The organism is Achromobacter sp. ESBL13 (genome assembly GCF_036668755.1).
In the GTDB taxonomy this organism is placed as follows: Bacteria; Pseudomonadota; Gammaproteobacteria; order Burkholderiales; family Burkholderiaceae_B; genus Achromobacter.
Genome location: NZ_JAZEVT010000006.1, coordinates 147,793 through 169,966 on the forward strand (window position 1 = coordinate 147,793; position 22,174 = coordinate 169,966).

The 22,174-nt window shown below is 64.8% G+C and carries 21 protein-coding genes and 1 pseudogene; 8 read left to right on the top strand and 14 right to left on the bottom strand.

Going from position 1 to position 22,174, the window contains the following annotated elements; translation table 11 throughout:
- Positions 1-9 precede the first annotated feature (9 nt).
- The 3 genes from V6F88_RS22035 (at position 10) to V6F88_RS22045 (ending at position 3,012) form a co-directional block, all read left to right on the top strand.
- Positions 10-1,206: a ribonucleotide-diphosphate reductase subunit beta gene (locus tag V6F88_RS22035; protein ID WP_332612236.1), complete on the top strand. Its 1,197-nt coding sequence runs from the start codon at positions 10-12 to the stop codon at positions 1,204-1,206.
- Positions 1,207-1,553: 347 nt separating this feature from the next.
- Positions 1,554-2,303, top strand: coding sequence for a histone H1-like DNA-binding protein (locus tag V6F88_RS22040; RefSeq protein WP_332612238.1), 750 nt, complete (start codon positions 1,554-1,556; stop codon positions 2,301-2,303).
- A gap of 148 nt (positions 2,304-2,451) precedes the next feature.
- Positions 2,452-3,012 (top strand): YggT family protein, encoded by a 561-nt coding sequence (locus tag V6F88_RS22045; RefSeq protein WP_332612240.1) that lies wholly within the window; start codon positions 2,452-2,454, stop codon positions 3,010-3,012.
- A 40-nt stretch (positions 3,013-3,052) separates the two neighbouring features.
- Here V6F88_RS22045 and V6F88_RS22050 read toward each other — a convergent pair whose 3' ends face one another.
- The 14 genes and pseudogenes from V6F88_RS22050 to V6F88_RS22110 all read right to left on the bottom strand — a co-directional run bounded on the left by V6F88_RS22050 (position 3,053) and on the right by V6F88_RS22110 (position 14,719).
- Positions 3,053-4,498: a D-alanine--poly(phosphoribitol) ligase gene (locus V6F88_RS22050; protein ID WP_332612241.1), complete on the bottom strand. Its 1,446-nt coding sequence runs from the start codon at positions 4,496-4,498 to the stop codon at positions 3,053-3,055.
- Positions 4,499-4,514: 16 nt separating this feature from the next.
- Positions 4,515-5,642: an MBOAT family O-acyltransferase gene (locus V6F88_RS22055; RefSeq protein ID WP_332612242.1), complete on the bottom strand. Its 1,128-nt coding sequence runs from the start codon at positions 5,640-5,642 to the stop codon at positions 4,515-4,517.
- A 7-nt stretch (positions 5,643-5,649) separates the two neighbouring features.
- The gene (locus tag V6F88_RS22060; protein ID WP_104145181.1) at positions 5,650-5,802 is read right to left on the bottom strand and encodes a hypothetical protein; all 153 of its coding nucleotides are present in this window, start codon (positions 5,800-5,802) and stop codon (positions 5,650-5,652) included.
- Entirely contained in the window at positions 5,799-6,986 is a 1,188-nt protein-coding gene (locus V6F88_RS22065; protein ID WP_332612244.1) for a D-alanyl-lipoteichoic acid biosynthesis protein DltD, read from the bottom strand. The genes V6F88_RS22060 and V6F88_RS22065 overlap by 4 nt, the downstream gene beginning before the upstream one ends.
- A complete protein-coding gene (locus V6F88_RS22070) occupies positions 6,964-7,203 on the bottom strand; it encodes an acyl carrier protein (protein ID WP_046806524.1) in 240 nt (79 codons plus the stop codon). Before V6F88_RS22070 ends, V6F88_RS22065 begins: the two co-directional genes overlap by 23 nt.
- Before the next feature lie 383 nt (positions 7,204-7,586).
- Positions 7,587-8,090 (bottom strand): glycine zipper 2TM domain-containing protein, encoded by a 504-nt coding sequence (locus V6F88_RS22075; protein WP_046806525.1) that lies wholly within the window; start codon positions 8,088-8,090, stop codon positions 7,587-7,589.
- A gap of 215 nt (positions 8,091-8,305) precedes the next feature.
- A complete protein-coding gene (locus V6F88_RS22080; protein ID WP_332612245.1) occupies positions 8,306-9,247 on the bottom strand; it encodes a carbohydrate kinase family protein in 942 nt (313 codons plus the stop codon).
- A gap of 12 nt (positions 9,248-9,259) precedes the next feature.
- Positions 9,260-10,330 (bottom strand): DUF3426 domain-containing protein, encoded by a 1,071-nt coding sequence (locus V6F88_RS22085; protein WP_442880381.1) that lies wholly within the window; start codon positions 10,328-10,330, stop codon positions 9,260-9,262.
- Between the two features lie 270 nt (positions 10,331-10,600).
- Positions 10,601-10,705, bottom strand: a pseudogene (locus V6F88_RS27930) (zinc-ribbon domain-containing protein); the annotation flags it as partial.
- Positions 10,706-10,731: 26 nt separating this feature from the next.
- Positions 10,732-11,658 (bottom strand): 50S ribosomal protein L11 methyltransferase, encoded by a 927-nt coding sequence (gene prmA / locus V6F88_RS22090; protein ID WP_332612248.1) that lies wholly within the window; start codon positions 11,656-11,658, stop codon positions 10,732-10,734.
- A gap of 95 nt (positions 11,659-11,753) precedes the next feature.
- The gene (gene accC, locus V6F88_RS22095) at positions 11,754-13,100 is read right to left on the bottom strand and encodes an acetyl-CoA carboxylase biotin carboxylase subunit (RefSeq protein ID WP_046806529.1); all 1,347 of its coding nucleotides are present in this window, start codon (positions 13,098-13,100) and stop codon (positions 11,754-11,756) included.
- Positions 13,101-13,109: 9 nt separating this feature from the next.
- Complete coding sequence (gene accB, locus V6F88_RS22100) at positions 13,110-13,565, bottom strand: acetyl-CoA carboxylase biotin carboxyl carrier protein (RefSeq protein WP_050730943.1); 456 nt, start codon at positions 13,563-13,565, stop codon at positions 13,110-13,112.
- 88 nt (positions 13,566-13,653) lie between these two features.
- On the bottom strand, positions 13,654-14,088 hold the full coding sequence (gene aroQ, locus V6F88_RS22105) for a type II 3-dehydroquinate dehydratase (protein ID WP_120153729.1): 435 nt from the start codon (positions 14,086-14,088) through the stop codon (positions 13,654-13,656).
- Between the two features lie 97 nt (positions 14,089-14,185).
- Positions 14,186-14,719, bottom strand: a complete 534-nt coding sequence (locus V6F88_RS22110; protein WP_332612250.1) for a TlpA family protein disulfide reductase — start codon at positions 14,717-14,719, stop codon at positions 14,186-14,188.
- A gap of 95 nt (positions 14,720-14,814) precedes the next feature.
- Between V6F88_RS22110 and mpl the strand changes: the two genes are divergently transcribed.
- From mpl to V6F88_RS22135, 5 genes are all read left to right on the top strand, one after another.
- Complete coding sequence (mpl, locus tag V6F88_RS22115) at positions 14,815-16,185, top strand: UDP-N-acetylmuramate:L-alanyl-gamma-D-glutamyl-meso-diaminopimelate ligase (protein WP_332612251.1); 1,371 nt, start codon at positions 14,815-14,817, stop codon at positions 16,183-16,185.
- Positions 16,186-16,210: 25 nt separating this feature from the next.
- Positions 16,211-16,813, top strand: coding sequence for a YqiA/YcfP family alpha/beta fold hydrolase (locus V6F88_RS22120; protein ID WP_332612253.1), 603 nt, complete (start codon positions 16,211-16,213; stop codon positions 16,811-16,813).
- A 73-nt stretch (positions 16,814-16,886) separates the two neighbouring features.
- Positions 16,887-18,788, top strand: a complete 1,902-nt coding sequence (locus V6F88_RS22125) for a ribonuclease catalytic domain-containing protein (protein ID WP_332612254.1) — start codon at positions 16,887-16,889, stop codon at positions 18,786-18,788.
- Positions 18,789-18,915: 127 nt separating this feature from the next.
- The gene (locus V6F88_RS22130; protein WP_332612256.1) at positions 18,916-19,587 is read left to right on the top strand and encodes a response regulator transcription factor; all 672 of its coding nucleotides are present in this window, start codon (positions 18,916-18,918) and stop codon (positions 19,585-19,587) included.
- On the top strand, positions 19,574-22,060 hold the full coding sequence (locus tag V6F88_RS22135; protein WP_332612258.1) for a sensor histidine kinase: 2,487 nt from the start codon (positions 19,574-19,576) through the stop codon (positions 22,058-22,060). The genes V6F88_RS22130 and V6F88_RS22135 overlap by 14 nt, the downstream gene beginning before the upstream one ends.
- Positions 22,061-22,174 lie beyond the last annotated feature (114 nt).

Sequence of the window (22,174 nt, forward strand, 5' to 3'; positions counted from 1 at the left end):
AGAATTGAAATGATTAATTGGGAAGACGACACCACCGCCACGCAACCTGCTTCCCCCGCCCCCGCGGGCGGCCAGCAGGCTGCGCCCGAAGTCCGGGCGGCGACGGGTGTATTCGGCGACACCGCCATGCCGACTCCTGCCGCGCCTGAACACGCGGCGGGTCTGGCTGCCAGCGGCGCCGCTACCTCGCAGCGCGTGAAGGTTGCCGACAAGCGCATCATCAACGGCGAAACCGACGTCAATCAGCTTGTGCCGTTCAAGTACAAGTGGGCGTGGGAAAAGTATTTGGCCACGTGCGCCAACCACTGGATGCCGCAAGAGATCAACATGTCGCGCGACATCGCGCTTTGGAAGAACCCCAACGGGCTCACCGAAGACGAACGCCGCATCGTCAAGCGCAACCTGGGTTTCTTCGTCACGGCCGACTCGCTGGCCGCGAACAACATCGTGTTGGGCACCTACCGCCACATCACGGCTCCCGAATGCCGCCAGTTCTTGCTGCGCCAGGCATTCGAGGAAGCGATCCACACGCACGCTTATCAATACATCGTCGAAAGCCTGGACCTGGACGAAGCCGAGATCTTCAACGCTTATAACGAAGTTCCGTCCATCCGCGCCAAAGACCAGTTCCTGATCCCGTTCATCGACGCGATCGCGGACCCCAACTTCAAGACGGGCACGCCCGAAGCCGACCAGACGCTGCTGAAGTCGCTGATCGTTTTCGCTTGCTTGATGGAAGGCCTGTTCTTCTACGTTGGCTTCACGCAGATCCTGGCGCTGGGTCGCCAGAACAAGATGACCGGCGCCGCCGAACAGTACATGTACATCCTTCGCGATGAATCCATGCACTGCAACTTCGGCATCGACCTGATCAACACCGTCAAACTGGAAAATCCGCATCTGTGGACGCCGGCTTTCCGCGAAGAAATTCGAGAACTCTTCCGCAAAGCGGTCGAACTCGAATACGCTTACGCCGAAGACACGATGCCGCGCGGCGTGTTGGGCTTGAACGCACCTATGTTCAAATCCTACCTGCGCTTCATCGCCAACCGTCGTTGCCAGCAAATCGGTATCGAACCGCTGTACCCGCAGGAAGAAAATCCCTTCCCTTGGATGGCGGAAATGATCGATCTTAAAAAGGAACGCAACTTTTTTGAAACTCGCGTGATCGAATACCAAACCGGTGGCACGCTGAGCTGGGAGTAAAGCAGTACGTCATCAGGCCCGGCGCGGGCACGCTCTGCGAATACAGAGCGTCGCGTTCGCGACAGGCTTGATGACGCGCTTCCTGGTCAGGGTGTTTTCGAACACGTAGAACAAGCGGTCGGCGGCCTGTGATCAGGCTGCGACCGGCGCCATTTGAAATGGCTCGCGCCAAAGGAGCGGGGGCCATATCAAATGGCTGTGCCGAATTCATTAGCGCAAACCGTAGTAGCTGTTGCTCGCACAGAACAGCGGCATGCGCCGATGAATAGCCCGGGCACGGTTCGCCTTGTTGGCGAGTCGGGGCACGGGTTTAAGTTCTGGGACCCCTGAACCTAAGGAGCATGACCATGGCAACAGCCAAGAAAGCCGTAAAGAAAGCAGCGGCGAAGAAGCCCGCCGCCAAGAAGGCAGTCGCTAAGAAGGCCGCACCGGCCAAGAAAGCCGCTGTCAAGAAGGTAGCAGTCAAGAAAGTCGCCGCCGCGAAGAAGCCGGCAGTGAAGAAGGTTGCCGCCAAGAAGCCGGCAGCCAAGAAGGCCGTCGCCAAGAAAGCGGTAGCCAAGAAGGCCGTCGCTAAAAAGGCCGTCGCCAAGAAGGCGCCTGCCGCCAAGAAAGCAGTAGCCAAGAAGGCCGTCGCCAAGAAGGCAGTTGCCAAGAAGGCCGTTGCCAAGAAAGCGGTAGCCAAGAAGGCCGTCGCCAAAAAGGCCGTTGCCAAGAAGGCGCCTGCCGCCAAGAAAGCGGTAGCCAAGAAGGCCGTCGCCAAGAAGGCAGTTGCCAAGAAGGCCGTTGCCAAGAAGGCTCCCGCCGCCAAGAAGGCCGTTGCCAAGAAAGCGGTAGCCAAGAAGGCCCCCGCTGCCAAAAAGGCTCCTGCCGCCAAGAAGGCGCCTGCTGCAAAGAAGGCCCCTGCTGCTGCGAAGAAGGCTCCTGCCGCTGCCAAGCCGGCTGCTGCCGCCAAGCCCGCCGCTGCCAAGAAGCCTGCTGCAAAGAAGGCCGCTCCCAAGAAGCCCGCAACGCCGCCCTCCACGGCTGCTGCCCCGGGTGCAAAGACCGCGCTGAATCCCGCCGCGTCGTGGCCCTTTCCCACGGGTGGCCGTCCCTAATCCGGACGGTTCGAAGCAATAGCTTCACTAGAGCCGCCTGGCCTTGGCCGGGCGGCTTTTTTGCGCCTGCGCCATCCGCCAAATGCGGCGGCAATATGTGCGCGCAGCGTGCGACAATTGACTCCTCTTTTTTTGGGTGATCGCGTCCATGCTCGGTGAAATCTTCCGCTTCCTCCTCGAAATCGTGTTCACGCTGTTTGGCGCGGCATTGATTGCCCGCGCCTGGATGCACGCGATCCGCCTTCACGCCTTCAATCCGTTGGCGCGCACCATCTATCAGGCCACGAACTGGCTGGTGCTGCCGCTGCGCAAGATCATCCCCGCCGGCAACAAGATTGACTGGACCAGCCTGGTTGCCGCCTGGCTGGCCGCGCTGTTCTACATCGTGCTGATCTGGCTGGTGGCCCTGGGTGCGCTGATTCCCGCCGCGCTGCTGCCGGCCGCCATGGGCTCGGCGCTGATCATGGCCGTCAAGTGGGCCTTGAACCTGGTGGTGTGGCTGACGCTGATCCAGGCCGTGCTGTCCTGGGTCAATCCGACGGCACCGATGATGCCGCTGTTGCAGGCGCTGACGGCGCCCATGCTTGACCCCATCCGCCGCATCCTGCCGCGCACCAGCATCGACTTTTCGCCGCTGGTGCTGCTGATCGTGGCGCAGATCCTGCTGATGGTGCTGGCCAATCTAAGCCAGCGCATGATGGGCCTGTAAACCAAGACACGGGGCATTGCGCCCCGTTCTTTTTTGCCCGCTAGGCCGGAATGCCGGCGTAGATCTCGACCAGCTTCTTGCGGTCGATCTTGTGGTTGTTGGACATGGGCAGCGCCGGGCAGGCCACCAGTTCCGACGGCACCATGTACGGCGGCAGCCGCTGGGCCAGCCGCTCTTTCCAGCCGGCCAGCGCGTCCGGTGCCAGAAAACGCGCATCGGGCTCTTGGGCCACACCCGCCACGAAACCAATCAAGCGCACCGCCGTGCCATCGGGCCGGCGCAGCACCGCGCACGCCCCGCCCTCCACGCCCGGCAGGCCATGCAATGCCTCGTCGATCTCGGCCAGCTCGATGCGATAGCCGTTCAGCTTGATCTGGTCGTCCATGCGGCCACGGCAAAACAGCAGCCCACCTTCCTGCATCAGCCCCAGGTCGCCGGTGCGAAACGCGCGGCGGCCATCTTCATAGGTGTAGAGCTTGGCCTCGTTCAGGTCGGGCCGGTTCAGGTAGCCGCGCATCACGTGGTCGCCCACGATGCAGATTTCGCCTTCGTCCACGATCAGCACGCTTTCGGGCTTGGCATGGCCCACGGGCAGCGGATCATGCGCGGCCAGCACGGCGTCGGTGACTTCGATCCAGGTGGTGGCCACCGTGGCTTCGGTGGGGCCGTACGTGTTCAGGATGACCGCATCGGGAAAGCGTTGCCGCAGCTTCTTGGCCAGCGCGGCCGGCAAGGGCTCGCCGCAAAACAGGAACGTGCGCAGCGCCGGCAAGGTCGCGGGGGAAAAGTCGCGGTTGGCCAACTGCTGGTGCGCGAACGACGGGGTCGACACCCAAACCGTCACGCCATGCTGCGCCAGGCGCGGCATCCACGTGCCGGCCGCCGCGATCTGCTCGCGTGCGTTCAACACACAGGCGCCGCCCGAGGCCAGCGTGGCGAACACTTCATACATCGACAGGTCGAAACTGAAGGGCGCCTGGTTCATGAACACCGGCGCCTCGCCCAGGCCAAAGCTGCCGAGCATCCAGTCGCCCAGCAAGCCGACGCTTTCGCGGCCGATCTGCACGCCCTTGGGGTCGCCCGTGCTGCCAGAAGTAAACATCACATAGGCCAGGCCGCGTTCGACCAGCATCGCGCCTTGGCCGCGCGTGAAGGTGCCCGAGGCCGCGTCATAGACGGCCGCGGCGCGCACGATCTCGACGATGCGGCGCAGCCGGTCGGCCGGGTAGATGGTGTCAACCGGCACGAACGGCGCGCCGATCAGCAGCGCGCCCACCATGGCGACGAAGAACGAGGCTTCCTTGTGGCCGTAGATGGCCACCGGCACATCGGGGGCCACGCCCTGCTTGCGCGCCACGTCCGCCCAGGCGTGGGCTTCGTCGCGCAACTGCGACCAGCTTAGCGAGCGGTCGGCGGCGGCAACGGCCAAGGCGTCGGGCGAGATGTCCGTATCCACGAACTGGAACGATTTCAGATCGAAACGCATGCCGAAACTCCCGGCGTCAGATGGGGCTGCGGCCGCTGAACACGTACAGCGCCAGCGCAGCCAGAATCAAGGTAAGCACGCGGCCCAGAAAGCGCATCACCGGATGCGCCAGCGTGGCCTGCAACGCGGGGCGGGTGCGCGACGCGTTGATCAGCAGGTTGTGACCCACTGAATACGCGCCGAACATCAGCCCGCTGACGATGTAGTGCAGCGACAGGCCGTTCCACACGCCCATGGCCAGCAGCGTGGCGAAGATGCCGATGTTCTGCGCCGCCATGCGATGGCGTCCGAAGAACTTGGTCTTGCTCAGCGCCTTGTAGATCGGCATGAACACCACGTCGCGCAGCCACTCGGACAGGCTGATGTGCCAACGGCGCCAGAAGTCCTGCGGGTTCAGCGTGGCCAGCGGATTACGGAAATTGATCGGCAAGGTGAAGCCGAACAGCATGCCGATGCCGATTGCCATCGTCGAATAGCCGGCGAAGTCGAAGAACAGATACGCGCTGTACAGCGACGCGTTCAACGCCACGCCCGTGAACGAATAATCGTGCGCGTCCAGCGTGGCCAGGCCATAGCGCCAGATCAGTTCGGCCAGGCCAAACTTCTGGATCACGCCCACCATGATCAGTTCCAGACCGATCAGCCACGTGTTCAGGTTCACGCCTTCATAGCCGCGCTTCAGGTCGGCCTGAAAATTGCGCCAGCGGTACATCGGGCCGGCCAGCAACGTCAGCGGGAAGAACAGGTAGATGAAGTAGTCCAGCGGCGACACGCGTTCGTTGCGCTGCGCGAACAGCAGCACATCGATGGCGCGAAAGGTCGCGAACGACAGGCCCAGCATGGCGCCCAGATGCGACACGCCCGTCTTGACCAGCAGCAGCGGCGTCATGGTGATGATGACGGCCAGCCAGGTCGGAATGTAGTTGCGGCGCACAGCCCACAGGGCGCTGCCCGAAATGGCCAGCAGCGCGATGGGCTGATACGGCCGCGCCCAGAATACCGCCATCCATACGCCCAGGCAGATCACGCCGATGATGTGGCGATAACCGATGTGCAGCGGCATGCCGAACGAGCGATACGCCAACAGACCGAGGCCGCCGCACAGAGCGCCGCCAAAAAAGCTCAAGCTTGCGAACAATTCCATGGCGCGCTCAGAACTGTTGGTATTGGAATTCGACCTTGATCGGTCCGCCGCTGCCCGTGGTGGGCTGAGCCTGAAGCACGAATACGAGGATCACCCCGATGTACAGGCACAAATGCCAGAAGAAGCGGCGCCCGGCGCCGTCCTTGCGAAAAAATTTCATCGGGAAAAATACTCCGCAATACCTTGGTCCGCCATGGCCCAGCCAAGCTCGGCCAGATGCATGTCGTCGCGCACCATGCCCGGTTCAAACGGGATGCTGTAAAGGTCCAGGCACCCCATCTGATAGCGCTCGCACATGCCGGTGATGGCGGCCACCACCGGGTCGAAGCGCTCGACATCCAGGATCAGCTTGGGGTTGAACGGCTGAATGACGAAGTACGCCTTGACCTTGCGCTTCTGCAGCAGGGCCATCACGCGCGACAGATCGCCCAGCTCGGTGCGGGTGATCGGGTCGACGTCGGCGAACTCGTTACGAGCTGGCGAATACAGCGGCGCCAGATACTGCTTGTAGTAATCGTCACGCACGTCGTACGGGTTGTTGCCGCCCAGCTGCCTTTCGACTTCGCGCGCTTCGTGCGTCAGCCGGCCCCACTGCCCGGCGTTCAGGCGCGCGGCGGATGGCCAGGACACGAAGCGGTGCGCCGGCACCGACAGCTTGGTGCGCGGACGGTCGGGCGCCGGCTCTTTGCGGGCGTGCCACCACAGCGACAGCTTGTCTTTCAGTTCGGCCACCTGGCCATTGGCGATCAGCCAGAGCAGACCCCAGTTGGCGTTGTCGCTGATCCAGTTCTGCATCTGCTCGCGCGTGCTGGGCTGGTCCCACAGGCGGTCCCAGACCGGGCCGGTCACGTGTTCCGCAAAGGCGCTGCGCGGCAGTTGGCCGCCCGACGCAAACCAGGCTGGCGACACCATGATGACCAGCCGCGTGTTGGGCGTCAGGGAATCGGCCACCGACTCCAGCACGCTGACGATGCCGTAGGACTGGAACATGGCGTGTCCGTACGCCAGCGTCGGCACCTTCAGTTCTTCAGGAAAGAAGCGGTAAGGCACGAAGCGCAGGTCGTGGCTGGACAGCTCGGATGAACCCAGCACGACCAGCGTCCCGTCGCTCAGGGCGTTGCCCAGGCGATTCAGGTTGACGTGTTGGGTGCCCCAGTCCGGCCCAAGGTTAGGCAGGTAGTTGTTTTTGTCGGCGGCAGTGGCCGATGGCGAAGCCGTGGGCGTCACGATGCGGCTGAGCACATCGTCCGCGCCCCAGTACACCCCTATCGCCAGTGCTACTGCCGTCGCGGCGGCCGCGACGTGGGACAAGAACCGGGTGTTATGCAGTATGGGCAGCGACATAGCCGGCAAGCGTACGGACCGACTGCAGGTGTTCCGCGATTTCAGGAGCCGGGATGCTGCAACCGTACTCGGATTCGACAGCCAGCGTGATGTCCACGGCGGCCAGGGAATCAACCAGACCCGTGGCAATCAATTGCGTATCGGGGGTGACTTTCTTCATGACGATCGACTCGACGATCTCGCCGATCTTGGTGTGGAGTTCTTGCTCGGTATGCATAGATATTGCAGTTGCCTTGTCGGCAAAACATCCCCGCCCCTGGGATTCAGGTGACGAGAATACAGAAAAAAGCTGAAGCTCAACTGACGGGATTCAGCGATCCAGACCGACGTCGGGACGGCATCTGGGGACGCACTTGGTTACATCACCGCGAAAGCTTGACGTCGATCGCAGGCGCAATCATTGCATTTCGGCCGTCGAATCGCCATGAAACTTTTGGGCTAAATCGCGAGAAAAGGCAGGGAAACGTAACGCCTGCGGGTAAATCCCGGGGGCCTCGTTGCGGCGGAGCGACACTTTCAGGCAAAAAAAGGCCCCGATAATCGGGGCCTTCATACGCGTCGGCGCGGTCGAAAAAGCCCGCTTGCGCGGGGTTTCCCGAATTACATAGGGGTGACGCGGGTGGGGCCGGCGCCGCTGATCACCTGGACACGTTGGCCCACGCTGATCGGCACGTCGGCTTCTTGCGCCACGACGCGAGTTTCGCCGTTATCCAGGCGCACGGTAACTTCATAGCCCGAGTTGGTGCCAACCCGGTTTTCGACGGCGTTGCCCGCCAGCGCACCAAGGATGGCGCCGCCGACCGTGGCGATGGTGCGGCCCGTGCCGCCTCCCACCGCATTGCCGGCCACACCGCCCAGCGCACCGCCGGCCAACATGCCGACACCGCTGGACTTGTCATTCTGGATCACGATCGGGCGCACGCCCGTGACCGTGCCCGTACGGACGATCTGCTCACGCTGGGCTTGGTCGTAGCTATATACCCCGCTGGACGCGCTGCGATTCGCGCAGCCGCCAAGCACAGCCATCGACGTCACGACGGCCGCGATGGCCAGCCACCGGCCAGTACGCGGGGTCACCAGGGAAAGAGATTTACTTTGGTTCATTTGGACTCCTCGATCGGGCACTGCCGACGAAAACTGATCATACCCCGCGCATTACCCCGGGCAGGCGCGGTTGCAACACACTGAAACTCACGGCCAAAGCCGGCAATCACCTTGTGACAGCGCGTCTTTCACGACGTCACATCGGTGATTTTCAACGTCCGTTCGACCACGCAATCGCGCGGCGGTTCCCGCGTCTGCAAGCCCGGTTCAGACGATCAAGCAGGCAGGTGAATGCCGTAGGTGGCGTGCAGCACCGCGTCGATATCAGCGCGCGACGGCGCGTGGTTTTGCGGGCCGCGCGAGGCGATCTTGATGGCGCCCATGACGTTGCCCAGACGGCAGCTGTCTTCCCAGTTCCAGCCGCTGGTCAGGCCGTAAAGCAGACCGCCGCGCTGCGCGTCGCCGCAACCGGTCGGGTCCACCACTTGCGTGGCGCGCACCGGCGCGATCTGGATCGTCTTGCCGCCGGTCAACAGCGTGGCGCCTTCGGCGCCGCGCGTCACGACCACGGCTTCGAGCGTGGCGGCGATGTCGGCCATGCCGCGGCCCGTGCGCTGTTCCACAACGCCGGCTTCGTAGTCGTTCACGGTCAGGGCGCGCGCCATCTTCAGCATGCGTTCCAGGTCGGCGCCGTCGAACAACGGCATCGCCTGGCCCAGATCAAAAATGAAGGGGATACCACGCGCGTGCAGGCGTTCGGCGTGCGCGAACATGCCTTCCTTGGCATCCGGGGCAACGATGGCCCAGGCCGCTTCCGCATCGCTCAGGTCGTTGTCGGCCGAGAACGACATGGCGCCCGGGTGGAAAGCGGTGATCTGGTTGTCGTCCAGGTCGGTGGTGATGAAGCACTGCGCGGTGAACGTGTCGGGAATCACCTTGACGCGGGCCGTGTCGATGCCCAGGCCGGACAGGCGTTCCATGTATTCGCCGGCGTCTTCGCCCACGGTGGCCACGGGCAGCGGCTTGCCGCCCAGCAGATTCATGTTGTACGCGATGTTGCCCGAGCAACCGCCATATTCCTTGCGCATGCTGGGCACCAGGAACGACACGCTCAACGACTGGATGCGGTCGGCAAGAATGTGCTCTTTGAAGCGGCCTTCAAACACGGCGATCGTGTCGAACGCCATCGAACCGCAAACCAGGACGGGGGTTGCCATGCGTGTCATCCTTTAAGGAAAGAACTTATCAAGTTGGTAGCCATTGACCTGAACACCGGTCACTTCAATGGGCACGGAAATCTTTAGCTCGCCCGCCGGCGCGAATGGGCCGCGCAGTTGCTCGGGCGTCAGATAGTCTTCGGGCCGCAACACGCGGCGCACCACGACCGTGTCGGACAGATCCGTCAGGTCCAGCACCAGTGCCGGCCAATGCTGCGGCTTGTCGTAACGGTTGCGCAGCACCAGGTTCAGCACCAGTCGGCTGCGGCCGTCGTCGATGGCGGCGGCGCCCGTGGGCGGCTGCAATGACGACGAGGAAATCGCGATGCGCTCAAGGCGGCGCGCATAGCCCACCGAGCAGCCCAGGGGCTTGCACGCGGCTTCCAGCACCGGACGCAGGGCCGGCACGGAATTGGCGATGTCGGTGCGGTAAACGTACAGCAGTTGCAGACCCAGCGCGATCAGGCCCAACAGGCACGCGTAGCCCCACAGCCTGCGCAACAGGCCACGGCGTTCGCTGCGGTCCTGATCCAGGAACTCGGGCGGGGCGCGGCCCACGTCGGTGGCGCTGGAATAGCGCGTGCGCGCGTCGCCCAGCACGGGCTCGATGTCGTCGTCAAAGCCGGGCTCGTCGTCATCGGGGCGATCGGCGTCGTGACGATAGGCGTCCTGACGATATGCGTCGTGACGGCGCAGCGCGTGGTCGGCGACGTAAGGCTGGCGAACGTCGTGGTGGCGCGGGGTGCTATCCCGGGATTCGCGGCGCTCACCGATGCGGTGATCGTCATGATTGTCTTCGTCGTCCCGGTCCGTCCAGTTGAACACCGGCTCGTTGCCGCGCGGCGTGGCGATGATGGGTTCGGGCCGATACGTCTCGACGCGGCCATGCCGGGCGTCGCGCATGTCGTCGTCCAGGTCCCGGTCCAACGGGCCTTCGTCGTCAAACCCGTCTTCCGGCAGCTCATCGTCGGGTTCAACGTGGCGGCGCATTGAGTCACGCCCGCGCAGGACGGCGGGCGCAGCGGCCGGAGCTACAGCGGCCGGAATAGCCGGCTCAACCCGGCCCGGCGGCGGCGGCGTCATCGGGGCGTACGCAGGCGCGGCGGGCGTTGGCGGCATTGCCGGGGCGGGCCTTGGTGCGGCAGGCGTCGGCGCGGCGGCCGGGGCATACGGATGCGAGGCCGGCTCGTCTTCCCAGGGCGGAACCTGGCGCGGTTCAACCGAGGGCCGCGAGAGGACCGGCGCGGCGGCTGCGGCGGCGGGGGCCGGCGCGGCGGGACGCGCGGGTTGCGGCATGGGCGGCAGCGCCTTCGCGTCGGCGCCGGGCAACAGGCAGGCGCGGCCGTCGAAAACCGTCGAGCAGGCGCCGCAGCGCACCAGGCCGTTACGAACGCGCAGCTGGTCCGGCACCACCTTGAACGTGGTGCCGCATTGCGGGCAGCGGGTGGTCAAAGCCATGTGATGCGATCCTGCCGAAGCGGTGCTCAGGCCTTTTGGCCGTGCAGGCAGACCCAGCCGTCGCGGGCGCGCCAGACGGACATCGCCATCCAGGGCGCGTAGGCGGCAGCCACTTCATCGGCCTGGCGTTCCAGCACGCCGGACAGCACCAGATGCCCACCATCCGCCACGCGGCCGGCCAGCATCGGCGCCAGCACCTTCAGCGGGTTGGACAGGATGTTGGCCACCACCACCTGAAACGTGCCGTCGGCCAGCGCGTCGGGCAGCATGGCTTGCAGTTCTACGTGGTTGACCTCGGCGTTATAGGCCGTGCTTTGCACTGCCTGCGCGTCGATGTCCACGGCCAAGGTCGGGCCGGCGCCAAGCTTGCGCGCGGCAATCGCCAGAATGCCCGAGCCGCAGCCGTAGTCCAGCACGGTGGCGCCGGCGGGCAATTCGGCTTCCAGCCAGGCCAGGCACAGGTGCGTGGTGGGGTGGCTGCCCGTGCCGAACGCCAGGCCCGGGTCCAGCTCGATATGGATGGCGCCCTCTTCGGCGGTGGTGGGGTCCAGACCGGGCACGTCGGGATTGTCGCGGTGCCAGCTGGGTACGATCCAGAGGCGCTCGGCGATGTGGATCGGGCCAAACTGCGATTGCGTCAGGCGCACCCAGTCGGCGTCCGGCACATCGCGCAGCGTCCAGCCGGCAAACAGCGTCGGGTCCAGTTCACCGGCCGACGCGGCTTCTTCCATGATCTGCGTGGGGTCGGCGCCATCGGGCAGCAAGGCCACGACGCGGTTGCGGTCCCAGGCCTGCACGTCGGGCTCGGTGCCCGGTTCGCCAAACAAGGGGCGTTCGTCATCGGTGCCGAAGTCGGCGTCTTCCACGGACACCGACAGCACGCCCGCTTCCAGCAACGCATCCGACAGGGCTTCGGCCTGCGCCTCCAGGCAATGGAGCACGAGTTCACGCATGATTATTCTTCCATCTGGCCATCGGGCCGCGGCTCGCGCCGCGGCCCGATAGACCATAAAACGTAAAAAGGGGCCGTGAGGCCCCGGGTCGTCGGTCAGGGACGCTGAGCCAACTTGTTTTCCAGATAGTGGATGCTGGTGCCGCCTTCGATAAAGCGGGCATCTTGCAGCAATTCGCGATGCAGCGGGATGTTGGTCGAAATGCCTTCCACCACCATTTCCGACAGCGCGATGCGCATGCGCGCCAACGCCTGGTCGCGCGTATCGCCATACGTGATGACCTTGGCGATCATCGAATCGTAGTTCGGCGGCACGAAGTAGCTATTGTAGGCGTGCGAATCAATCCGAACGCCAGGACCGCCCGGCGTATGCCAGTTGGTGATGCGGCCGGGGCTGGGCACGAAACGGAACGGATCTTCGGCGTTGATGCGGCATTCGATCGCATGGCCCTTGAAGGCGATGTCGCGTTGGCGCAGCGTGAACTTCTCGCCGGCGGCGATCAGGATCTGCTGCTGCACCAGGTCGATGCCGGTGATCAGTTCGGTGACCGGGTGTTCGACCTGGATGCGGGTGTTCATTTCAATGAAATAGAACTCGCCGTTTTCAAACAGGAACTCGAACGTGCCCGCACCGCGATAGCCCATCTTGCGGCAAGCATCGGCGCAGCGGTCGCCGATGCGCTCGATGGCGCGGCGGGCGATGCCGGGAGCCGGCGCTTCTTCGATGACCTTCTGGTGGCGTCGCTGCATGGAGCAGTCGCGCTCACCCAGCCAGACGGCGTTGCGGCCGCCATCGGCCAGCACCTGGATTTCCACATGGCGAGGGTTCTCAAGGAACTTCTCCATATAGACTTCCGGGTTGTTGAACGCGGCGCCCGCTTCCGAACGCGTCATGGTAACGGCGTTCAACAGCGCGGCCTCGGTGTACACCACGCGCATGCCACGGCCACCGCCGCCGCCTGCCGCCTTGATGATGACCGGGTAACCGACTTCGCGCGCAATGCGGATGATTTCCTGCGGATCTTCGGGCAACGCGCCTTCAGAACCGGGCACCACCGGCACCCCCGCTTCGATCATGGCGCGCTTGGCGCTGACCTTGTCGCCCATCAGGCGAATGGTGTCGGGACGCGGGCCGATGAAGACGAAGCCGCTCTTTTCGACGCGATCGGCGAAGTCGGCATTTTCGGACAAGAACCCGTAACCCGGGTGAATTGCCTCGGAATCCGTCACTTCGGCGGCCGAAATGATGGCCGGCATGTTCAGGTAGCTGTCACGCGACGGCGCGGGCCCGATGCACACGGATTCATCGGCCAGGCGCACGTACTTGGCCTCGCGGTCAGCCTCGGAGTGCACGACCACGGTTTTGATGCCCAGCTCGCGGCAAGCGCGCTGAATGCGCAGGGCGATTTCGCCCCGATTGGCGATCAGGATTTTTTCGAACATTTTCAGCTATCAGCCAATGACGAACAGGGGTTGACCGTACTCGACGGGCTCACCGTTTTCGACCAGGATTTCTTTGATGACGCCGGACTTGTCGGCTTCGATTTCATTGAGCAGCTTCATGGCTTCAATGATGCACAGCGGATCGCCTTCCTTGACGGTGGCGCCCACGTCGATGAACGGGGCGGCGCCCGGGTTCGGCGAACGGTAGAACGTGCCGACCATCGGCGCCTTGACGACGTGGCCCTGAATGACCGGGGCGGCTTCGGCGGCCGGCGCGGCAGGCGCGGCGGCTTGCGCAACCGGCGCGGCGGGCACGCCGGCTTCGGGCTGGTGGTAGGCCACCGGCTGCAAGGTTTGCGAGAACTTGACGATGCGTACCTTGCCTTCGCCTTCGGTGATTTCCAGCTCGGCGATACCCGATTCAGCCACCAGGTCGATCAGGGTTTTGAGTTTTCGAAGGTCCATAGAAGCTGCTTCCCGAGATAGTGTCGGCGGCGTCCCAGCGTGGGGTCCGCGCCGTATAAGATGTAAAAGCCGTGAGTTTGGTGCGAGATCAGTGCCGCACTGCGTAACGCAGAGCCGCCTCGTAGCCGTCCGCGCCCAGGCCGGAGATAAGGCCTACCGCCAAGTCGGACAGATAAGAGTGATGCCTGAAGGGCTCTCGCTTATACAGATTGGACAAATGTACTTCAATAAATGGGATCGCGACCCCAGCCAGCGCATCGCGGATAGCGACGCTGGTGTGCGTATAAGCCGCCGCGTTGATGATGATGAAGTCTGTGCCGTCTTGCCGGGCCGCTTGAATGCGGTCAACCAGCGCGCCTTCGTGATTGCCTTGCCAAGCAGCCAGCTTGGCGCCCAGTTCGCCTGCAAGCAGCTCCAGTCGCTCATTGATCTGGGGCAGCGTCAAACTGCCGTAGATATGAGGTTCCCGGGTGCCAAGCAGGTTCAGATTCGGGCCATGCAATACCAGTATGTTTTGCGCCATGCGCTTGCCAATGAGTGGATTGCCAACGGTGGAATTGTTGGCAAAACAGCCGATAAACCAGCTTTTTACGCCAATTCCTACTATTTGTCCAACAGACTTATGCCTTCAAACCGGATAGGGTTTGATTCAGGTCGTCGGGTTGGATTTCGCCCAGTATCTTCCGGTTAATCGCGCCATCAGCGTTGAACACGATGGTAAAAGGCAAGCCGCCGCTGGGGTTGCCCAGCTTGCGCAAAGTGTCGATCGCGCCTGCCCCGATAACCCACAAGGGGTATGAAACTTGCACTTTCTCGACAAATTTTTGCATGTTGGCAGCGGAATCAACGCCGATGCCGACAAAGCGGACATTCGGATATTTTTTCTGCAAGGCATCCAGTTCCGGCATCTCGCGCACGCACGGCGCGCACCACGTTGCCCAGAAATTGACCACCATGGGTTGCCCCTTCCAGTTGGCCAGCGACTGCGTCGCGCCACGCAAGTCGGGCAACTGCAATTGCATCAATGCGGCAACAGGGTCGCCGGCGTCGGCGGGCGGGGAAGACGTGCGGGACTTCTGCCCCAACAGGGTATAGCCCCCGGCGACCGTGGCGGCCACGGCCACGCCGGCGGATAGAAGTAGGCGTCGATTCATGGCGCGATCATAACCGCTGCCGGGAATTTTGCGCGATGCCCGGTCGGCATGAGCAGTGGCCGCTATATATACAATGCCGGACAGGAGAGTTTTCAATGCACCTGCACATTCTTGGCATCTGCGGTACGTTCATGGGCGGCTTGGCGCTGATCGCGCGGGCCGCCGGCCACAAGGTCACTGGTTGCGATGCGGGCGTATACCCGCCGATGAGCACGCAGCTGTCCGAGCAAGGCATCGACCTGATCGAAGGCTTTGGGGTGGACCAGATGGCGCTGTCCCCCGACCTATACGTGATCGGCAACGTCGTCAGCCGCGGCAACCCCCTGATGGAAGCCATTCTGGAATCCGGCGCGCGCTACGTTTCCGGTCCGCAATGGCTGGGCGACAACATCCTGCCCGGCGCGCACGTGCTGGCGGTGGCGGGCACGCATGGCAAGACCACGACCAGTTCGATGCTGGCCTGGATCCTGGAAACGGCCGGCCTGGCCCCCAACTTCCTGATCGGCGGCGTGGCGGCGGACCTGCATGTATCCGCCCGCTATGACCCCGCGCGCCGCCCCTTCGTGATCGAAGCGGACGAATACGACACGGCGTTCTTCGACAAACGGTCAAAGTTTGTCCATTACCGCCCCCGCACCGCCATCCTGAACAACCTGGAATACGACCACGCCGACATCTTTCCGGATCTGGCGGCCATCGAAACGCAATTCCACCATCTGGTGCGCACCATTCCCGCGTCCGGCCGCATCGTGCGACCCGCCCATTGCAACGCACTGGACCGCGTGATTGCGCGCGGTTGCTGGTCCGAAACCGTCACGTTCGGCGCGGATGGCGCGTGGCAGGCATCGCCGCCCGATGACGACGGCGCCTTCACCGTGATCCGCGGCGGCGTCGACATCGGCACCGTGCGCTGGAACCTGACCGGCGAGCACAACCGCATGAACGCCCTGGCCGCGCTGGCCGCCGCCGAGCACGCGGGCGTCCCGGCCTTGGAAGGCATCGCGGCCCTGACGCGTTTTGCGGGCGTGAAGCGCCGCATGGAACTGCGCGGCACGGTCGACGGCGTGAAGGTCTATGACGATTTTGCCCACCACCCCACCGCCATCGCCACCACGCTGGAAGGGCTGCGCCGCCAAGTCGGGTCGGCCCGCATCCTGGCGGTGCTTGAGCCACGTTCCAACACGATGAAGCTGGGCACGATGGCCGCGCGCCTGCCCGACGCGCTGGCCGATGCCGACCTGGTGTTCTGCTTCGGCGCCCACAGCGGCAAGCATGCGCTGGGCTGGAACCCGGCCGAGGTCCTGGCCCCGCTGGGCAACCGGGCTTCCAGTTACGATGACATCGATGCGCTGGTCGCGGCCGTGACCGCCGCCGCGCGCCCGGGTGACCAGGTGCTGGTCATGAGCAATGGCGGGTTCGGCGGCATCCACGGCAAGCTGCTGGACGCGCTGCGGGCACGCGGCTGATCCCCCTTTATTGGACGAGCACGAAATGATTCTCTACCTGCACGGTTTTCGTTCCTCGCCCAGTTCCACCAAAGCCCGGCAGATGGCCGACGCCATGGCCGGGCTTGGGCTGGCCGCGCAGTGGGCCTGCCCGCAACTGCCCGCCAGCCCCCGGCAAGCCATTGCGCTGGCCATGGACATCGCCCAAGGCCAATTGCAGGGCGCGGCGAGCCCCCGCGCGCTGACCATCGTGGGCTCGTCGCTGGGCGGTTTCTACGCCACCTGGCTGGCCGAACAACTGGATTGCAAGGCGGTCCTGCTGAACCCGGCCGTCGAAGCCGCGCGCGACCTGGCTACCCAGGTGGGCGAGCACCACATGTATCATTCCGACGCGCCGTTCGTCTTTTTGCCTGAATATGTAGACGAACTGGCCGCCATCCACGCGCCCCGCATCACCCATCCCGACCGGTACTTCCTGCTGGCGGCCACGGGCGACGAGGTCCTGGATTGGCGTGAAATGCGCGATCGCTACGCGGGTTGCCGGCAGCGTATCGTCGAAGGCAGCGACCACGGTTTGTCCGACTTCGAACGTTGGATGCCCGAGGTGCTTGAATTCGCCCTTGGCGGCAAGCAGGTTAGCCCTCAATAATCAGTACCAGACATCAACACTCTATTTCGCCGCGCAAGGCGGTGCGTACGCGCCGCCCAGGAAGATCCCCACCATGTATGTGTTTTACGAAGATGACGGCAGCTTCAAGGCCGGCAACATCCTGTCCGAAACCGACGCCAGCTTGCAGGTGGAGTCAGAGTCGGGCAAGCGCAGCAAGATCAAGCGCGCCAACACCCTGTTCAATTTTGCGTCGCCCGAACCGGCGGCGCTGATGAGCCAGGCGGCTGCGGCCGCCGACGAACTGGACCTGCAATTCCTGTGGGAATGCGCGCCGCAAGAAGAATTCGACACGCCCGCGCTGGCCGCCGACTACTTCGGCCACGCCCCCACGCCGGTGGAACACGCCGCGCTGCTGATGCGCCTGCACAGCGCGCCCGCGTACTTTCACCGCCGTGGCAAGGGCCGCTACCGCCCTGCCCCGCCCGACATCCTGGCCGCCGCGCTGGCCGCGCTGGAAAAGAAGCAGCGCCAGGCCGAGCAGCAACAGGAATGGGTCGACGAGATGGCGGCCGGCCGTTTGCCCGAACCCATTGCCCAGGTTGCTGAAACGCTGCTGATCCGCCCGGACAAGAATTCGCAGCAATGGAAGGCGCTGGACGCCGCCTGCGCCAAGCTGGGCAAAAGCCCCGACCGCCTGTTGCTGGAACTGGGCGCATGGCCGCATGCGCTGGCCCTGCATAAGCGCCGCTTCCTGGCCGTCAACTTCCCGCGCGGCTTGGAATTTCCGGAACTTGAACTGCCGCCCATCGACCGCGAACTGCCGTTGTCGGACGCCGAAATCTATTCGGTGGACGACGTCACCACGACCGAGATCGACGACGCGCTGTCCGTGACGACGCTGCCCGACGGCCGCCTGCGCGTGGGCGTGCACGTGGCCGCCCCCGGCCTGACCGTGACCCGCGACAGCGAATTCGACAAGCTGGCGCGCGCCCGCCTGTCCACGGTGTACATGCCGGGCGACAAGATCCCGATGCAGCCGGACAACGTTATCAAGGCGTTCTCGCTGGATGCCGGGCGCGAAGTGCCCGTGCTGTCGCTGTACGTGGTGGCCGACCCGGAAACCGGCGAGATCATCGAATCCGACACGCGCCTGGAACGTGTGGTGGTGCGCGAAAACCTGCGCCACAACATGCTGGACGCGCAAGTCACCGAGGCCAGCCTGGCCGATCCGTCGGCCGACATTCCCTACGGCCATTGGCTGCGTCCGCTGTGGAAGCTGGCGCAGGCGCTGTCGGCGCAACGCGAAAACGTGCGCGGCAAGCCCGAAAACAATTCCCGCGTGGAATACAGCTTCTACCTGGACGGCAACCCCGACGACCCGGACACGCCGGTGCGCCTGGTGCCGCGCCAGCGCAACGCGCCGCTGGACCGCATGGTGGCCGAATACATGATCCTGGCCAACAACCTGTGGGGCGGCTTGCTGCACCAACATGGCGTGCCGGGTATTTATCGGTCGCAGCAGGCCGGCCGCGTGCGCATGAGCACGCAGGCCCTGCCGCACGAAGCTATCGGCGTGCCGCAGTATGCGTGGAGCACGTCACCGCTGCGCCGCTATGTGGACCTGGTCAACCAATGGCAGTTGATCGCCGCGGTGGAACACGGCGTGTCGGCGCGTCTGGTGGCGCCGTTCAAGCCGCGCGACGCCGACCTGTTCGCCATCATCGGCGCGTTCGATGCGCAGTACGCGGCCTGGGCCGAATTCCAAAGCGCCATGGAACGCTACTGGTGCCTGCGCTGGTTGAAGCAGAACGGCATTACCCGCACGGTGGCGCACGTGCTGCGCGACGACCTCGTGCGATTCGCCAACGCGCCGCTGGTGACGCGCGTGGGCGGCATGCCCGAACTGGAACGCGGCACCCCGGTGGAAATCGACATCCTGGGCATGGATGAACTGGGGCTGGAGCTGGATTGCCGGTATGTCGGCCAGCTGGCTCCCGAGCCGGCAAGCACGTAGGATGCATCCAGCGCGCTAGCGCAAAGCAAAGCAAGCAAAAAAACGTCCCTGCCGGGGGCAACCCCTTTCGCCATCGCGCAAGAGGGGCTGCCCCCGGCAGAGGACCATAACAAGACGGAGACGCAACATGCGCATTTTGCTGGTCGAGGACAACCTTGATCTGGGCGATGCGGTGGAGAGCAAGCTGCGGTCGGCCGGCCACAGCGTGCAATGGGTGCGCGACGGCGTCGCGGCCTTGCGCTGGGGCCTGGACGAAACCTGGGACGCGCTGGTGCTGGACATCAACCTGCCCGGCAAGGACGGCTTCTCGGTCATCCGTGAATTGCGCGCCGCCGGGCTGGAAGCGCCGGTGCTGGTCATGACAGCGCGCGCCGAAATCGAAGACAAGATCGACATGCTGGACCTGGGCGCCGACGACTACCTGGTCAAGCCCTTCGACCTGCGCGAACTTGAGGCGCGGCTGCGCGCGCTGATGCGCCGGCCGGCCGGGCAAACCAGCAGCACCACCGCCTACGGCAATCTAAGCCTGGACCTGGCCGGACGCAGCGTGACGCTGGCGGGCACACCGCTGGAACTTGGCCGGCGCGAATTCCGCCTGCTTGAAATCCTGGTGGGCCGCATCGGCCAGACCGTGGCGAAAGAGCGGCTGATGAATCAGCTGTTCGATCTGGACGACGGTTCACTGAACGCGCTGGAACTGTTGATTTCGCGGCTGCGCAAGAAGCTGGCGGGCGCGTCGATCGACATCATCACCGTGCGCGGCGTCGGCTATCAGGCCCGCAGCCATGAACATCCCTGAAAGCGCCTCGATCCGGCGCCGCGTCTTCACCTTGGGCGCCGCGCTGCTGGCCTGCGCGCTGATCGGGCTGGTTTTCTTCCTGCGCGGTTATGCGCAACGCGCCGCCGAGCAGGCATTCGACCGCCTGCTTGCCGCATCGGCGCTGACCATTGCCGGGTCCGTTCAGATCGATGACGAAGGCGTCACCGTCGAGCCGCCGGTGTCGTCGCTGGCGATGCTCTCGGGCGGCGAGCGGGTCTTCTACGAAGCGCGCACGTCCAATGGCCGCCTGATCACCGGCTATGGCGACCTGGCGCCCAACCTGCCGCTGGCGCAAGCCGCCACGCCGGTCTACGCCTACGTCACCTACCACGACGAGCCTGTGCGCGTGGCGACCGTGGGGCGGCTGGTGTCGGCCAGCCAGCATGCCGGCTGGGTCACGGTGCGCGTCGCCGAAACGCTGGGGTCGCGGGATGAACTGGCCGACGAGATCCTGGGGCGCGGCGTGCTGCCGCTGGTGGTGGTGTCGCTGGTGGCGCTGGGCCTGCTGTGGTTTGGCGTGCAGCGCGCGTTTGCGCCCCTGGCCGTGCTGGAACGAGACCTGCGCACCCGCGCGCCCGAGGATTTGACGCCCGTGACCACGCCCGTGCCCCGCGAAGTACGCCGCCTGGTCGTAGCGCTGAACGCCTTCATGCAACGCCTATCCGTCATCATGGACACGCTGAACACGCTGGTGGCCGATGCCACGCATCAGGTCCGCACGCCGCTAGCCTCGCTGCGCGCGCAGGCCGAAGTGGCGCTGGACGAGACCGACCCCAAGCGGCTGCGCGAGCGCATCGTGCGCATCCACCAGAACGCCACGCACGCCAGCCAGCTGATCAACCAACTGTTGATGGACGCCACCATTACGCACCGGCTGGGCAAGGGCCCACCGGAATCCGTGGGCGTGGCCGAGACCATCAACGAAACGCGCCGGCGCATCGGCCCGGTGGAAGCCGAACGGCTGCGCATCGAGATCGCGCCGGAAGTGCGCCGCGCGCGACTGGCCGGTGACCGGGTGGCCTTGCGCGAGATGCTGCGCAACCTGGTGGACAACGCCTTGCGTTATGCGCCCGACGGCACCGTGGACATCCAGGCCACCCCGGTAGCCGGTTTCCGCGTGGCGTTGACGGTGTCGGATCGTGGGCCGGGCATTTCGGACGACGAAAAAGAAGCCGTGCAGCAGCGCTTTACGCGCGGGCGGGCCGGCGAGTCGCAGCCGGGATCGGGCCTGGGGCTGGCCATCGTGCGTTCGGTGGCCACGGCGCACGGGGGTTCGCTATGGCTGCATGATCGGCCCGGCGGCGGCCTGTCCGCGCGCGTCATCCTGCCGCTGCAACAGCAGCCGGCCGGACGCAGCCTGGCGGCGTGGCTGGGCGCGGCGTGCACGGCGGCGATGCTGCTGGTGTCCGCGCCGCAGGACACGCGCGCGGCAGAGCTGGAAGAAATCGTCACGCGCTACCCCGCGCCGCAACCCACGTCGCGCACGCTGGTCATCGCCGGGCCCACGGACACGCCCGTGGTCGCGCCGCTGATCCAGGGCTTTCAATCGTTGCGGCCCGACGTGTCGGTGGTGTATCGCGAAATCAGCAGCCGCGACCTGTACGAAGCGACCGTGGACGGGCGCCTGAAAAATGTGGACGTGCTGATGAGTTCGGCGTCGGACTTGCAGATCCGGCTGGCCAACGACGGCTATGCACAGGCGTACTCGTCACCCTACGCGTCCAAGCTGCCGTCGTGGGCGGTCTGGCGCAACGAGGTCTACGGCTTCACGTTCGAACCCGCCGTCATCGTCTACAACCCCAAACGTTTTACCGAGGCCTCCGTGCCGCGCTCGCGGCAAGACATTCTGCGCCTGCTGGAACGCGAGCAAGCCAGCCTGCAAGGCCGCGTGGGCACCTATGACATTGCCGCCAGCAGCCTGGGCTATCTGCTGGCCGAGCAAGACGAGCTGGTGTCATCGAACTTCTGGGGGCTGGCCAACGCGATGGGGCAAGTGGGCGTGCGCCTGTCGCCCACCAGCGCCCAGATTCTGGACGCCATCGAGAACGACGAACTGGACCTGGCCTACAACATCCTGGGTTCATACGCCCTGTCGCGCCAGGCCGCGGGCAGCAAGATCGGCGTGGTGTTTCCGCAGGACTATGTGCTGGTGCTGGCGCGGTCGGTGCTGATCTCGCGGCGCGCGCCCAGCCCCGATCTGGCGCGCGCCCTGGTGGACTGGCTGCTGTCGCCGGCCGGCCAGCAAGTGGCCTCCAGCCACGCGGCGCTGGGTTCCATCATGGAAGACACGCCGGGCCGCTGGACCTCCGAAGCGGTGCTGGCGCGGTCGCAGGGCATCGTGCAGCCGGTGGTGTTGAGCCCGGCGTTGCTGGTGGGGCTGGACCAGCGGCGGCATTCGCGCTTCGTTCAGAACTGGGTGCGGCTGGTCACGGACACGCCGAAGCGGCCGTAGGCGGGGCGCAGCAGGCCCAGGGATTACCCCTAGCCGCTTGCCGCCTCCATGACAGGACGACGACAGACGCCGCCTCCTAAGATGGCCGCAGGCTGGACCCAGATCCCGCTACAG